Below are 14,538 nucleotides of genomic sequence, written 5' to 3' on the forward strand. Positions count from 1 at the left end.
AAGGCTGCGATCTTTTGCTTTTAAAAACAAAATCAAAAGATCGCAGCCTTCGGCAGATCCTCCACAGAGGCGTGGGAAACCCCTTCGCCGCCCCGCCGATAAAGCTTTATCATGGCCGCAGTTTCGCTGATCGAGTCCGTCATGAAGTTCGCCATCGCCGTGTTTTCCGCCGCCCATGCGCCCTCCTCGCGCCGCGCCTTGCTGTTCGCCCAGGCCGCGCTGGCCGGTGGGCATGAGATTGTCCGGCTGTTTTTTTATCAGGATGGCGTCTACAACGCCTCCGGCAGCGTGGTCACGCCCCAGGACGAACTCGACTTGCCCAAGCAATGGCGCACCTTCGTCAGCGAGCAAAAACTAGATGGCGTGGTGTGCATCGCCGCCGCCCTGCGCCGTGGCGTGTTGAACGACGAAGAAGCCAAGCGCTATCAACGCGACGCTGTTGCCGTCAGCACGCCGTGGGAATTGTCCGGGCTCGGCCAATTGCATGACGCGGTGCAGGATGCCGACCGCCTGATCTGTTTCGGAGGCGCATGAGATGGCCAAATCCTTGTTGATCATCAGCCGTCAGGCGCCGTGGTCCGGACCGGGCGCGCGGGAAGCGCTGGACATCGTGCTGGCCGGTGGCGCTTTCGATCTGCCGATCGGCCTGCTGTTTCTCGATGACGGCGTGTTCCAGCTCGCGACCAAACAGGACGCCAAGGCCCTGCAACAGAAAGACCTGAGTGCCAACCTTCAAGCCTTGCCGATGTTCGGTGTCGAAGAACTGTTCGTCTGTGCCGACAGCGCGGTGCAGCGGGGCCTGGACCCGAGCGCGCTGTCGCTGGAGGAAGCCCGGGCGCTGGACGCCGCTGAAATCACCGCACTCATTGACCGTTACAACCAGGTGATCACCCTCTGATGTCGACTTTGCATGTGTTGTCTCATTCCCCCTTCGGCGACGAACGCTTGAGCAGTTGCCTGCGCGTGATCGGCACCCATGACGCGTTGCTGCTGTCCGGCGACGCGGCCTATGCCTTGCAGCCGGGCACCGCACCGTTCACCGCATTGAGCGCGCGCAGCCTCAAGCTCTATGTTCTGACCGAAGACGCCCAGGCCCGGGCCATCGACGTTCCAGACTGGGCCGAGGCCATCGATTACCCGGCCTTCGTCGAACTGTCGATCAACCACGACAAGGTCAACAGTTGGCTATGAATGCATTGACGGTCGGCGCCCGCGCCATCGAGTTGGACAAGGACGGTTTCCTGGTCGAACTGAGTGACTGGTCGGCGGATGTCGCCGGTGCCCTGGCGGCTGCCGAAGACATGGAGTTGAGCCCCGAACACTGGGAAATCCTCGAACTGCTGCGCAGTTTCTACGCCGAGTTCCAGTTGTCGCCGGCCACCCGTCCGCTGATCAAATACACCGCACTGAAACTCGGGCCGGAAAAAGGCAACAGCCTGCACCTGAACCGACTGTTCAAAGGCACCCCCGCCAAACTCGCCGCGAAACTGGCGGGCCTGCCCAAACCGACGAATTGCTTATGACCGACTACCCTGCGCTGACCCTCGAAACACCCGCCGAACACCCGTTCGCCCAGTTCGTGCGCATCCTTGGCAAAGGCAAACGCGGCGCCCGCGACCTGACCCGTGAAGAAGCCCGCTCCGCCATGGGCATGGTGCTCGATGAACAGGTCGAGGAAACCCAACTCGGCGCATTTTTGATGCTGCTGCGACACAAGGAAGAAAGCGCCGAGGAAATGGCCGGTTTCACCGAGGCCTTGCGCGAGCGCTTGACTCCCCCGGCAATGGCGGTGGATCTGGACTGGCCGACTTACGCCGGCAAGAAGCGTCACCTGCCGTGGTATCTGTTAGCAGCGAAGTGCCTGGCGCAGAACGGCGTGCGGATCTTCATGCACGGCGGCGGCGCCCACACGGCGGGTCGGCTGTACAGCGAGCAATTGCTGGAGGAACTGAATATCCCGCTGTGCCGCAACTGGCAGCAGGTCGGCACGGCCCTGGACAACGGCGGTTTGGCGTTCATGCCGCTGGTGGACTGGGCGCCGCAGTTGCAACGGATGATCGACCTGCGCAACACCCTGGGCCTGCGCTCGCCGATCCACTCGCTGGCGCGGATTCTCAATCCATTAGGCGCGCGTTGTGGCCTGCAAAGCATTTTCCACCCCGGTTATCAGGCTGTGCATCGCGATGCCAGCGGCTTGCTCGGGGACACCGCGATTGTGGTCAAGGGCGATGGCGGCGAGATCGAGATTAACCCGGATGCCGACAGCCATTTGTACGGCACCACCGGCGGGGTAAGTTGGGATGAGGAGTGGCCGCAACTGTCGAGCCAGCGCCACGTCAAACCGGCATCGCTTGAGCCAGAGCATCTGAAGGCCGTATGGCGTGGCGATGTGGTCGACAGCTACCCGCAAATGGCCCTGATCTCCACCATGGCGCTGGCCTTGCGTGGCCTTGGCCAGACTCGCGAGCAAGCGTTCGAAACCGCCCAGCAATACTGGGAAGCTCGGGACAAATCGATTTAATCGATCATACCCCCTCAACCTTTGCGCTTTTTTATCGAACCTATCGGAATAGACTCCTCTCCAACGCTTATCGGTTGAGGAGTCTCGAACATGGGTTTGTTAGTTGAAGGTCGCTGGCAAGACAAGTGGTACGAAAGCAGCAAGGACGGCGCGTTCCAGCGTGAGCAGGCGCAGCGTCGCAACTGGGTCACCGCTGACGGCCAGCCCGGCCCGAGCGGTGTCGGTGGTTTTGCTGCCGAGCCTGGTCGCTATCATCTCTACGTGTCCCTCGCCTGTCCGTGGGCTCATCGCACGCTGATCCTGCGCAAACTCAAGGGTCTGGAAAGCCTGATCGATGTGTCGGTGGTCAGTTGGCTGATGCTGGAAAACGGCTGGACCTTCGACAAGACGCTGGGCTCTACCGGCGACAAACTCGACCATTTCGAATTCATGCACCAGCGCTACACCGCCGATACCGCCGACTACACCGGTCGCGTCACCGTGCCGGTGCTGTGGGACAAACAACAGAAGCGCATCGTCAGCAATGAATCGGCGGAAATCATCCGCATGTTCAACAGTGCCTTCGATGACTTGACCGGCAACGGTCTGGATTTCTATCCGGAACCATTACGCAGTGAGATCGATGCGCTGAACGAGCGGATCTATCCGGCAGTGAACAACGGCGTGTACCGCGCCGGTTTCGCCACTTCACAGCAGGCTTATGAAGAAGCGTTCGAAGATGTGTTTGCGGAGCTGGATCATCTGGAACAGGTGCTGGACGCCAACCGTTACCTGACCGGCGAGTACCTGACCGAAGCGGACATTCGCCTGTTCACCACGCTGATTCGTTTTGACGCGGTGTACTACGGCCACTTCAAGTGCAACCTGCGGCGCATTGCCGATTATCCGAACCTGTCGAACTGGCTGCGGGAGATGTATCAGTGGCCGGGGATTGCCGAGACAGTGGATTTTACCCACATCAAGAATCACTACTACGGCAGCCACAAGACCATCAACCCGACCGGGATTGTGCCAAAAGGTCCAGAGCAGGATTTCACCGCGGCCCATGATCGGGAGCGGTTGAGTGGGAAAGGGGTTTGGCGCAGGGTCTGAAAGCACAAAAGCAAAAGATCGCAGCCTTCGGCAGTTCCTACAGAATGACATGATTCCCTGTAGGAGCTGCCGAAGGCTGCGATCTTTTCGCAACAGGCAACTCAAAATCAGAGTTGCCCCTGAGCCCCTTCAAACCACGCCAGTTTCTCGCGCAATTGCACCACCTCCCCAACGATCACCAATGTCGGCGCATGCACTTCATGCTCCGCCACCAATCGCGGCAGATCGGCCAGCGTGCCGGTAAACACCCGCTGATTGACCGTTGTGCCCTGCTGGATCAATGCCGCCGGGGTATCGGCGCCGCGACCGTGCTTGATCAACTGTTCGCAGATGATCGGCAAACCCACCAGCCCCATGTAGAACACCAGGGTTTGCGCTGGGGCAACCAGGTCGGCCCACGGCAAATCGGTGGAACCGTCCTTCAGGTGCCCGGTGACAAAGCGTACCGACTGCGCGTAGTCGCGGTGGGTCAGCGGAATCCCGGCATACGCCGCGCAACCGCTGGCTGCCGTGATACCCGGCACCACCTGGAACGGAATGCCGTGAGCCGCCAGTTCTTCGATCTCTTCACCGCCACGGCCGAAGATGAACGGATCACCACCCTTCAACCGCACCACACGCTTGCCTTGCTTGGCCAGATCCACCAATTGCTGGTTGATCTGATCCTGCGGCACGGCGTGATCGGCGCGACGCTTGCCGACATAAACACGCTCGGCGTCGCGACGGCACAATTCCAGGATCGCCGGTGCAACCAAACGGTCGTACAGCACCACATCGGCTTGTTGCATCAGGCGCAATGCCTTGAACGTCAGCAGGTCCGGATCACCCGGCCCCGCACCCACCAGATACACCTCACCGGTGGCCACCGGCGCTTCACCATCGATTTTCGCCTGCAACAGACGCTCGGCTTCACCGCCCTGCCCGGCCAGTTGACGGTCGGCAATCGGCCCCTGGAAAACCTCTTCCCAGAATGCGCGGCGTTGCTGCACATCCGGAAACAGGCCTTTGACCTGATGGCGAAAGCGCGCCGCCAGGCCAGCCAGTTGGCCGTAGGTAGAAGGAATCCAGGTTTCGATCTTGGCGCGGATCAAACGTGCCAGCACCGGCGCATCGCCACCGCTGGACACCGCAATGATCAACGGCGAACGGTCGACGATCGCCGGGAAGATCACGCTGCACAGCGCAGGAGCGTCGACCACATTGACCGGCACGCAACGCCGGTGGGCATCGGCGGACACTTGTGCGTTCAGCGCTTCATCGTCGGTGGCGGCGATGACCAGCCCGCAACCGTCCAGGTCCGTTTCGGCGTAGCCACGCAACAGGCACTCGCCACCGCTGCCGGCAACCAGTTCGCGCAGTTGCGCTTCGATTTCAGGTGCAACCACCCGCAGCAGCGCACCGGCATCGGCCAGCAGGCGGGATTTGCGCAAGGCGATCTCCCCCCCACCGACGACCAACACACGACTGCCGCGAAGGTTGTGAAACAGCGGCAGATAGTTCATTTAACCGATGACCTCGAGGCCACCCATGTAAGGCTTGAGCACTTGCGGTACACGGATCGAACCGTCGGCCTGCTGGTAGTTTTCCAGCACAGCCACCAGCGTACGACCGACCGCCAGGCCAGAACCGTTCAGGGTGTGCACCAACTCAGGCTTGCCGGTTTCCGGGTTGCGGAAACGCGCTTGCATACGACGGGCCTGGAAGTCGCCGCAGTTGGAGCACGACGAGATTTCGCGGTACTTGTCCTGGCTCGGGATCCACACTTCCAGGTCGTAGGTCTTGACCGCGCTGAAGCCCATGTCGCCAGTGCACAGCGCCAGCGTGCGGTAAGGCAGCTCCAGCAGTTGCAGGACTTTCTCGGCGTTGGCGGTCAGGCCTTCCAGCGCTTCCATCGACTGCGACGGCTCGACGATCTGCACCATCTCGACCTTGTCGAACTGGTGCTGACGGATCATGCCGCGAGTGTCGCGCCCCGACGCGCCGGCTTCACTGCGGAAGCACGGGGTGTGGGCGACGAACTTGATCGGCAGTTGCTTGGCGTCGACGATTTCACCGGCAACGATGTTGGTCAGCGACACTTCGGCCGTCGGGATCAGGTACAGATCGGCTTCGCCTTCGCGGGCGATCTTGAACAAGTCTTCTTCGAACTTCGGCAGCTGGCCGGTGCCTTGCAGCGCCGGAGCCTGGACCAGATAAGGCGTGTAGGCCTCTTCGTAACCGTGTTCGGTGACGTGCAGGTTGATCATGAATTGCGCCAGGGCGCGGTGCAGACGGGCAATCGGGCCGCGCAGCAGGGCGAAACGGGCCCCGGACAGCTTGGCGGCGGTTTCGAAGTCCAGCCAACCGAACTTCTCGCCCAGGGCGACGTGGTCCTGAACCGGGAAATCGAAAGCGGTCGGCGTGCCCCAGCGGCGCACTTCGACGTTGTCGTCTTCATCTTTACCGACCGGCACCGATTCGTGCGGCAGGTTCGGGATGCCCAGCAGGATCGAGTCCAGTTCGGTCTGGATCGCGTCCAGTTCGACTTTACCGGCACTCAATTCGCCCGCCATGCGCTCGACGTCCGCCATCAGCGGCGCGATGTCTTCGCCGCGCTGCTTGGCCTGACCGATGGATTTGGAGCGCGCGTTACGTTCAGCCTGCAGTGCTTCGGTGCGGGTCTGGACGGTCTTGCGCTGTTCTTCCAGCGCTTCGATGCGCGCGACATCCAGGGCATAGCCACGGGATGCCAGGCGGTCCGCTACGTCCTGAAGGTTGCTACGTAACAGTTTGGAATCGAGCATGTCGGTCTCTCGTTATCAAAGTTTGGTCAAGGACAGGCCAGCCCAGGTGGCGAGCAGCCCGCCGAATACGCTGATGGCCGCATAGCCCAGGGCCAGCGGCACTTGCCCGCTTTCCAGCAGGCGTACCGTATCCAGTGAAAAGGATGAAAAAGTCGTCAGCCCTCCGAGGAAGCCGACGATCAACCCGGCACGCACCTCGATCGGCACCTCCGGGCGAATCAAAAACAGACCGTATAGAACGCCGATCAGCAAACAGCCCACGATATTAACGGCCAGCGTCGCGGTATAGAAGTGCCGCGGCCAATTAGCGTTGATCCAGTTACCCGTGGCAAAGCGCAACAGCGTGCCGGCGATCCCGCCGACGGAAACCGCAACGATCAATGGAAGCACTATTTTCTCCGCTGCCGGGGGCTTGAACGGTCGAGTTTTGCCAGGTGATTGAGCTTTTCGCCGATCTTCAATTCCAGGCCACGAGGCACCGGTTGATAGAACGGGATCGGGTCGAGTTCTTCCGGGAAATAATCTTCGCCGGCGGCGTAGGCATCAGGTTCGTCGTGGGCATAACGGTATTCGTCGCCGTAGCCCAATTGTTTCATCAGTTTGGTCGGCGCGTTGCGCAGGTGCAGCGGCACTTCCAGCGAACCGTGTTCGGCGGCGGCGCGCAGTGCGGTCTTGAAGCCCATGTACACCGCGTTGCTTTTCGGCGCGCAGGCCAGATAGGTGATGGCCTGGGCCACCGCCAATTCGCCTTCGGGGCTGCCGAGGCGCTCTTGCACTTCCCACGCCGCCAGGCACAGGCTCAACGCACGCGGGTCGGCGTTGCCGATGTCTTCGCTGGCCATGCGCACCACGCGCCGGGCCAGGTACAACGGATCGCAACCGCCGTCGATCATTCGCGCAAACCAGTACAACGCGCCGTCGGGATTGGAGCCGCGCACCGATTTGTGCAGCGCGGAGATCTGGTCGTAGAACGCTTCGCCGCCCTTGTCGAAACGCCGACGGGTATCGCCGAGCAGGCTTTGCAGCAGGTCGGTGCCGATTTCGCTGTTGTCTTCGGCCAGGTCCGAGGCGTTTTCCAGCAGATTGAGCAAGCGCCGGCCATCGCCATCGGCGGCCGACAGCAGCATCTGGAAGCCTTCATCGCTGAGGGTCAGGTTGCGTTTACCCAAACCACGCTCTTCGGTCAGCGCGCGGTGCACCAGCTTGCGCAGCGCGGCTTCGTCGAGGCTTTTCAGCACATAGACCCGCGCACGGGACAGCAAAGCGTTATTGAGTTCGAACGAGGGGTTTTCGGTGGTCGCGCCGATGAAAATCAGCGTGCCATCTTCAACGTACGGCAGGAACGCATCCTGCTGCGACTTGTTGAAGCGATGCACTTCGTCGACGAACAGAATCGTGCGCCGACCGTATTGCGCGGCCTGCTGCTTGGCGATTTCCACCGACTGACGGATCTCCTTTACCCCGGCCAGCACCGCCGACACCGTTTCGAAATGCGCCTCCGAGACTTCCGCCAGCAATCGCGCCAGCGTGGTTTTGCCCACGCCCGGCGGCCCCCAGAAAATCATCGAATGCAGGGCACCCTGCTCCAGCGCCTCGCGCAAAGGCTTGCCGCGAGCGAGCACGTGTTCCTGACCGACGTACTCATCCAGATTGGTCGCGCGCAGGCGCGCGGCCAAAGGCTGAGAGATCGGGGCGCTGCGAAACAGATCCATGGCGTACGTTTAAAACCTCGTATTACAAATCTGCTGGAAACCTGTGGCGAGGGAGCTTGCTCCCTCGCCACATAAGCTCGCACCTACGGATTGCGGTTACTCCTGGATCACGTCCGCACCCTTCGGGATATCGAACTTGAACTTGGACGCCGGGATCGGCTCGTTGGCCTTCACCCCGGTGAACAGGATATTGGTGCGCTGGCCGACGCTGTCGATCAGTTGCATATCATTGACCAGACCGTTGCGGAACGACAGGCGCAGGCTGTCGAACAGGGTGTCCTTGGTTTTCGGCTTGAGGGTGAAGTCAATCACGCCACCGGCTTCCTTGGCGCTGATATCGAAGCTCTCGCTGATCTTGGACACGTCACCGGACAACAGCAACGCCGGCGTCTGGGTCAGGCGCTGGTCGAGGTTCTTGATGGTGGCCTGCTCCAGGTCCGGGTCCCACAGGGTGACTTTCTTGCCGTCGGAAACCATGGTCTGCTCGGCAGGAGCATTGGTGTGCCAGTAGAACAGGCCCGGACGCTGCAACGACATCTCGCCGGCAGTTTCCTGCAACTGAGTGCCAGTGCCATCGAGGGTCAGTTGCGAGAAACGTGCGCTCAGAGTCTGGGATTTTTCCAGCAGTTGGGTCAGACGCGCCACGTCCTTGTCATCGGCGTGGGCCGAGAGCGTGGTCAAAGCCAGTACCGGCAGCAACAGCATGCGGATCAGACGCATGGGAGTCCTCATTACATTCGTGGGAGTGCGGGTGGCGCCTCAGGACGCCGCCCCTTTTCATATCGGGTCAGTCGCGCGCCGGGGTTGGGGCCAGGACTTCACGCGAACCGTTGGTATTCATGGACGTCACGACTCCGGCCATTTCCATGGCTTCGATCATGCGCGCGGCGCGGTTGTAGCCGATTTTCAGCTTGCGCTGGACAGCGGAAATGGAAGCGCGGCGGCTTTCCAGAACGAACTGCACCGCCTCATCGTACAGCGCGTCAGCCTCGGGATCATCGCCGTCGCCGCCGCCACTACTGCCTTCAAAGCCACTGCCGGCCTCTTCGACACCGTTGAGGATGTCGTCGTTGTACTCCGGCGCACCGCGCAGTTTCCAGGCCTCGACCACACGGTGAACCTCATCGTCGGACACGAAAGCACCGTGGACACGAATCGGCAGACTGGTGCCCGGCGGCATGTAGAGCATGTCACCGTGACCCAGCAGTTGTTCGGCGCCGCCCTGGTCGATGATGGTCCGCGAGTCGATCTTGCTCGATACCTGGAACGCCATGCGGGTCGGGATGTTGGCCTTGATCAGACCGGTGATCACGTCCACCGATGGACGCTGGGTCGCGAGGATCAAGTGGATACCGGCCGCACGCGCCTTCTGGGCGATACGAGCGATCAGTTCTTCAACCTTCTTGCCGACGATCATCATCATGTCGGCGAATTCGTCGACCACCACCACGATGGTCGGCAGCTTTTGCAGCAGCGGTGCTTCGTCGTGGATGCTCTCGCGCTTGTACAGCGGATCGCTCAATGGCTCGCCAGCGTCCTGGGCTTCCTTGACCTTGGCGTTGAAGCCCGACAGGTTTCGCACGCCCATCTTCGCCATCAGCTTGTAGCGGCGCTCCATCTCGGCAACGCTCCAGCGCAGGGCGTTGGCGGCGTCCTTCATGTCGGTAACCACCGGGCACAACAGGTGCGGAATGCCTTCGTAGATCGACAGTTCGAGCATTTTCGGGTCGATCATGATCAGCTTGGCGTCTTCCGGGCCGGACTTGAACAGGATCGACAGGATCATCGCGTTCACACCCACCGACTTACCGGAACCGGTGGTGCCGGCCACCAGCAAGTGCGGCATTTTCGCCAGGTCAGTGATGACCGGCTTGCCACCGATGTCGTGGCCCAGGGCCAGGGTGACCGGCGATTTGAAGTTGTCGTACTCAGGGGTCGACAGCACCTCGGAGAAGCGCACGATCTGCCGGTCTTCGTTAGGAATTTCGATACCGACCGTGGTCTTGCCCGGAATCACTTCCACGACACGCACACTGGTCACGGCCAGGGAACGTGCCAGGTCTTTGGCCAGGTTGGAGATGCGGCTGACTTTTACGCCGGCCGCAGGCTGGATTTCGTAACGGGTAATCACCGGGCCCGGATGAATCGAATCCACGGTGACTTCGACGCCGAATTCCTTGAGCTTGATTTCCAGCAAATGGCCAACCGCAGCCAGGGATTCAGGCGAATAATTGAGTTGTTTCTTTTCTGCCGGGTCGAGAATCGAGATCGGCGGCAAGGTGCCTTCCACAGCGCTGTCGACGAACAGCGGTGCCTGTTTCTCTTTTTCGACACGCTTGCTCGGCGCGGCGGGCTTGACCGGCGCCGGCGCAATAACCGGCGGCACCTGCTTCTCGCGCTCGGACATGTGCTTGCTCAGGGCCTGCTCACGTTCGATCAGGCGTTCCTTGACCTTGGCCTGTTCGCGTTTGTCGCTGACGGTCGGCGCGACCACGTCGTGCACACGATCGTCGACTTCACGCAATTGCGCGACCAGTTGCTTGCGTTCGGTACGGGCCGCCCACCAACGATTGGCGGCGCCCTGGAACAGTTCAAACAGGTCGAGGGTGATCTTGCCGGTGACGTCCATCACCTTGAACCACGACAGGTCGGTGAATACGGTCAGGCCGAACAGGAACAGAGCGATGAACAGCAACGTGCTGCCCTGAATGTTCAGCGCGTTTTTGGCCAGGTCGCCAAGGCTTTCGCCCAGTGCACCGCCAGCGCCAGCCGGCAGACCGGTCGCGGCATGGAAATGGATATGAGCCAGCGCAGCACCGGACAGCACCAGGAACACCAGGCCGATCAAACGCCAGGAAAACAGCCAGCCGCTCCACTGCCACGGCTCGTGGCGCTGACGGAAGATCTGATAAGCCTTGATCGCCAGCAACAACGGGAAGATATAGGCGAAGTAACCCAACACCATGAACAGGATATCGGCGCTGTAGGAGCCCGCCGGACCGCCGAAGTTCTGCACGTCGTCGATCTTGCTGTTGTGGCTCCAACCCGGATCGTCCTTGCCATAGGTCAGCAAGGCCATCATCAGAAACAGGCACAACGCACCGATGGCGATCAATGCACCTTCCTTGAGGCGGTAGTGCAAATGCTGGCGCCAGAGCGGAACGACTGTTTTGGGTGCTTCGGTGGATTTCTTCAAAACGCTACTTTTCCTGCGCCCAAGGCGCGTCCATCTGATGAATGTCTTTAAAAAAACGGCAAAAAACTGCCCAATCCAGGCAGGTAAAAAAGTTAACAGGCCTAACTGGTACTACTTTTAACACTGCGCCCCGGTTTTTATAAACACGAAGCGCATCGCTTATTTTGTTACAAACACTGTTACAGCCAGGCATTGTACGGGTTTGCTCATCCAATGCCATGCTGGCAACACTTGTATGCAGCATAGTCAAAAGCACATTGCATGCGACTCAATTTGAGCATGCATTCTCTTTTGTGACAAAGGCTTATGAGGTGTTTTTATGAGCGCAGTGCAACATCACCGTCTGATCATTCTGGGTTCCGGCCCCGCCGGTTACAGCGCAGCCGTGTATGCCGCCCGCGCCAACCTCAAACCCGTTGTCATCACCGGCATACAGGCAGGTGGCCAGCTCACCACCACTGTCGAAGTCGATAACTGGCCTGGTGATGTCGAAGGTCTCACCGGCCCGGTCCTGATGGAACGCATGCAAAAACACGCCGAACGCTTTGACACACAGATCGTCTACGACCACATCCATACAGCCAAGTTGCAACAGCGCCCGTTTGAGTTGACCGGCGACAGCGGCACTTATACCTGCGACGCGCTGATTATCGCCACCGGCGCTTCCGCGCAATATCTGGGCCTGCCATCGGAAGAGACATTTGCCGGCAAAGGGGTTTCGGCCTGCGCGACCTGCGATGGATTCTTCTACCGCAAGCAAGTGGTTGCCGTGGTCGGCGGCGGCAACACGGCGGTTGAAGAAGCCCTGTACCTGTCGAACATCGCCAGCGAAGTGCACCTGATTCACCGGCGCGACAAGCTGCGCTCGGAGAAAATCCTCCAGGACAAACTGTTCGAGAAAGCCGCCAATGGCAACATCCGCCTGCACTGGAACCAGAATCTGGATGAAGTACTGGGTGACGCCAGCGGCGTGACCGGCGCCCGCCTGCGCGACAGCCATACCGGCGAAACCAAGGAACTGGCGGTTTCCGGAGTGTTCATCGCTATCGGCCACAAACCCAATACCGACTTGTTCGTCGGCCAACTGGAAATGCGCGACGGTTACCTGCTGGTCAAGGGCGGCAGCGAAGGTGATGCCACCGCAACCGCCATCGAAGGTGTGTTTGCGGCCGGCGACGTGGCCGATCACGTCTATCGCCAGGCAGTCACCTCCGCCGGGGCCGGCTGCATGGCAGCCCTCGATGCGGAAAAATACCTCGACGACATTCCCGTCGTTTAACGGCACACTGGGTGGCGAGCCTCAAGCTCGCCACCGCCCTCCCCTTCTGCAAGCCCGGACGCCATGCTGACTTGGTTACAACGCAACTCCCTGACTTTCCCGCCGCTGGAAAAAGCCATGCGCGACCCCAACGGCCTGTTGGCCGCCGGTGGCGACCTGTCTGCCGATCGGTTGATTCAGGCCTACCGCCACGGTTGCTTTCCATGGTTCTCGGAAGGTCAGCCGATTCTCTGGTGGTCGCCGGACCCGCGCACCGTTCTGTTTCCCGACGAACTGCATGTGTCCCGCAGCCTGAACAAATTGCTGCGCCAGCAACGCTATCAAGTGACCTTCGATCAGGATTTTGCCGCAGTCATCAGCGCCTGCGCCGCGCCACGGGATTACGCCGACGGCACCTGGATCACCGAAGCCATGCAGAACGCCTACCTGCAACTGCACAAGCGCGGTTACGCGCACTCGGTGGAAGTCTGGGATCAGGGCACGCTCGTCGGCGGGCTGTATGGCCTGGCGATGGGGCGGCTGTTTTTCGGCGAATCCATGTTCAGCCGCGCCGACAATGCCTCCAAATATGGCTTTGCCACCCTGGTGCGACATCTGAAAGACTCAGGCTTTGTCCTGATCGACTGCCAGATGCCCACCGACCATCTGCACAGCCTGGGCGCCAGGGCGATCCCGCGCAGCGCGTTTGCGGGTTATCTGTCGCAATATCTGGATCAACCCAGCCGCGCAACCTGGGTTTGCTGAGCGACTTTTGCGCGCGTGGCTTACACTTAATCGAAAGCATTATCCCGAGGGTTGATCATGACCGAGTTGGCGCGTTTGAAGTTCTATGCCACTCAGCCCCACTCTTGCAGCTATCTGCCTGAGGAGCAGGCCACGACCCTGTTCCTCGACCCTAGCCAGCCCATGGATGTGCATGTCTATGCAGACCTGTCGGAAATGGGTTTTCGTCGCAGTGGCGACCACTTGTATCGCCCCCATTGCCAGAACTGCAATGCGTGCGTACCGGCGCGCATTCCTGTAGCCCAATTCACGCCCAACCGTCAGCAGAAGCGCATTTTCAAGCGCAACGCCGACTTGCAGGTACGCCCGGCCAAGCCAGGTTTCAGCGAAGAGTATTTCGACCTTTATCAGCGTTACATCGAAGAGCGGCATGCCGATGGCGACATGTACCCGCCCAGCCGCGATCAGTTTTCGACCTTCCTGGTGCGTGACCTGCCATTTTCACGGTTCTACGAATTCCGTCTCGACGGACGGTTGCTGGCGATCGCCGTCACCGACCTTCTGCCCAACGGCCTGTCGGCGGTCTACACCTTCTACGAGCCCGACGAAGAACGCCGCAGCCTGGGGCGTTACGCCATCCTCTGGCAAATCGCCGAGGCCCGGCGCCTGGGGCTGGACGCGGTGTACTTGGGCTACTGGATCAAAAACTGCAAAAAAATGAGTTACAAGACCCAATATCGCCCCATCGAGCTGCTGGTTAACCAGCGCTGGGTCGTTCTGAACTAGAGCACACCCTTAAACCCCTTGGCTTGACCCCCACTTTTCGGGCACAATGCACGCCGCTTTTGCCTGGCGCAGTTGCACCGGGCCATTCACTGGACACCGAGGGCTTTACTGCATGTCGAAAGAAGACAGCTTCGAAATGGAAGGCACTGTCGTCGACACCCTGCCCAACACCATGTTTCGCGTGGAGTTGGAAAATGGGCACGTCGTAACCGCGCATATTTCCGGCAAGATGCGCAAGAACTACATCCGTATTCTTACCGGTGACAAAGTGCGCGTCGAGCTGACGCCCTATGACTTGAGCAAAGGGCGCATCACTTACCGCGCTCGCTAATCAAGTCAATACAAAACGCCCGGCATAATTGCCGGGCGTTTTTGTTTGCCTGCGATTTACCTGCCGCGCACTGCCCTTGTAGGAGCTGCCGAAGGCTGCGATCTTTTGATCTAAA

At 60.3% G+C, this 14,538-nt stretch carries 16 protein-coding genes; 10 read left to right on the forward strand and 6 right to left on the reverse strand.

Features of this window, described 5'->3' with window-relative positions:
* Positions 1-141 precede the first annotated feature (141 nt).
* From tusD to ACW9JC_RS23000, 6 genes are all read left to right on the forward strand, one after another.
* On the forward strand, positions 142-534 hold the full coding sequence (gene tusD / locus ACW9JC_RS22975) for a sulfurtransferase complex subunit TusD (RefSeq protein WP_457457829.1): 393 nt from the start codon (positions 142-144) through the stop codon (positions 532-534).
* A 1-nt stretch (position 535) separates the two neighbouring features.
* Positions 536-898 carry a sulfurtransferase complex subunit TusC gene (gene tusC / locus ACW9JC_RS22980; protein WP_457457809.1) on the forward strand — a complete coding sequence of 121 codons (363 nt, stop codon included), beginning with the start codon at positions 536-538 and terminating at the stop codon, positions 896-898.
* Entirely contained in the window at positions 898-1,191 is a 294-nt protein-coding gene (gene tusB / locus ACW9JC_RS22985; RefSeq protein WP_457457811.1) for a sulfurtransferase complex subunit TusB, read from the forward strand. Before tusC ends, tusB begins: the two co-directional genes overlap by 1 nt.
* Positions 1,188-1,523 carry a TusE/DsrC/DsvC family sulfur relay protein gene (locus tag ACW9JC_RS22990; RefSeq protein WP_457457813.1) on the forward strand — a complete coding sequence of 112 codons (336 nt, stop codon included), beginning with the start codon at positions 1,188-1,190 and terminating at the stop codon, positions 1,521-1,523. The genes tusB and ACW9JC_RS22990 overlap by 4 nt, the downstream gene beginning before the upstream one ends.
* Positions 1,520-2,521 (forward strand): glycosyl transferase family protein, encoded by a 1,002-nt coding sequence (locus ACW9JC_RS22995; RefSeq protein ID WP_457457815.1) that lies wholly within the window; start codon positions 1,520-1,522, stop codon positions 2,519-2,521. Before ACW9JC_RS22990 ends, ACW9JC_RS22995 begins: the two co-directional genes overlap by 4 nt.
* Before the next feature lie 90 nt (positions 2,522-2,611).
* Entirely contained in the window at positions 2,612-3,613 is a 1,002-nt protein-coding gene (locus ACW9JC_RS23000) for a glutathione S-transferase family protein (RefSeq protein ID WP_457457817.1), read from the forward strand.
* 107 nt (positions 3,614-3,720) lie between these two features.
* Here ACW9JC_RS23000 and cysG read toward each other — a convergent pair whose 3' ends face one another.
* From cysG to ACW9JC_RS23030, 6 genes are all read right to left on the reverse strand, one after another.
* A complete protein-coding gene (gene cysG, locus ACW9JC_RS23005) occupies positions 3,721-5,115 on the reverse strand; it encodes a siroheme synthase CysG (protein ID WP_457457819.1) in 1,395 nt (464 codons plus the stop codon).
* Complete coding sequence (gene serS / locus ACW9JC_RS23010; RefSeq protein WP_457457821.1) at positions 5,116-6,396, reverse strand: serine--tRNA ligase; 1,281 nt, start codon at positions 6,394-6,396, stop codon at positions 5,116-5,118. It lies immediately after the preceding gene.
* Between the two features lie 15 nt (positions 6,397-6,411).
* Entirely contained in the window at positions 6,412-6,786 is a 375-nt protein-coding gene (gene crcB / locus ACW9JC_RS23015; RefSeq protein ID WP_077047840.1) for a fluoride efflux transporter CrcB, read from the reverse strand.
* Positions 6,786-8,108 carry a replication-associated recombination protein A gene (locus ACW9JC_RS23020; RefSeq protein WP_457457823.1) on the reverse strand — a complete coding sequence of 441 codons (1,323 nt, stop codon included), beginning with the start codon at positions 8,106-8,108 and terminating at the stop codon, positions 6,786-6,788. The genes crcB and ACW9JC_RS23020 overlap by 1 nt, the downstream gene beginning before the upstream one ends.
* 96 nt (positions 8,109-8,204) lie before the next feature.
* Complete coding sequence (lolA, locus tag ACW9JC_RS23025) at positions 8,205-8,828, reverse strand: outer membrane lipoprotein chaperone LolA (RefSeq protein WP_338581865.1); 624 nt, start codon at positions 8,826-8,828, stop codon at positions 8,205-8,207.
* Between the two features lie 67 nt (positions 8,829-8,895).
* Entirely contained in the window at positions 8,896-11,304 is a 2,409-nt protein-coding gene (locus ACW9JC_RS23030; RefSeq protein ID WP_338581866.1) for a DNA translocase FtsK, read from the reverse strand.
* A 319-nt stretch (positions 11,305-11,623) separates the two neighbouring features.
* Here ACW9JC_RS23030 and trxB point away from each other — a divergent pair, with 319 nt between their 5' ends.
* The 4 genes from trxB to infA all read left to right on the forward strand — a co-directional run bounded on the left by trxB (position 11,624) and on the right by infA (position 14,423).
* Entirely contained in the window at positions 11,624-12,583 is a 960-nt protein-coding gene (gene trxB / locus ACW9JC_RS23035; protein WP_338581867.1) for a thioredoxin-disulfide reductase, read from the forward strand.
* 63 nt (positions 12,584-12,646) lie between these two features.
* Positions 12,647-13,327, forward strand: a complete 681-nt coding sequence (aat, locus tag ACW9JC_RS23040) for a leucyl/phenylalanyl-tRNA--protein transferase (RefSeq protein WP_457457827.1) — start codon at positions 12,647-12,649, stop codon at positions 13,325-13,327.
* 57 nt (positions 13,328-13,384) lie between these two features.
* Positions 13,385-14,092, forward strand: coding sequence for an arginyltransferase (locus ACW9JC_RS23045; RefSeq protein WP_095192702.1), 708 nt, complete (start codon positions 13,385-13,387; stop codon positions 14,090-14,092).
* A 112-nt stretch (positions 14,093-14,204) separates the two neighbouring features.
* On the forward strand, positions 14,205-14,423 hold the full coding sequence (gene infA / locus ACW9JC_RS23050; protein WP_002553999.1) for a translation initiation factor IF-1: 219 nt from the start codon (positions 14,205-14,207) through the stop codon (positions 14,421-14,423).
* Positions 14,424-14,538: the final 115 nt, after the last annotated feature.

Source organism: Pseudomonas sp. SDO5591_S426 (genome assembly GCF_054070755.1).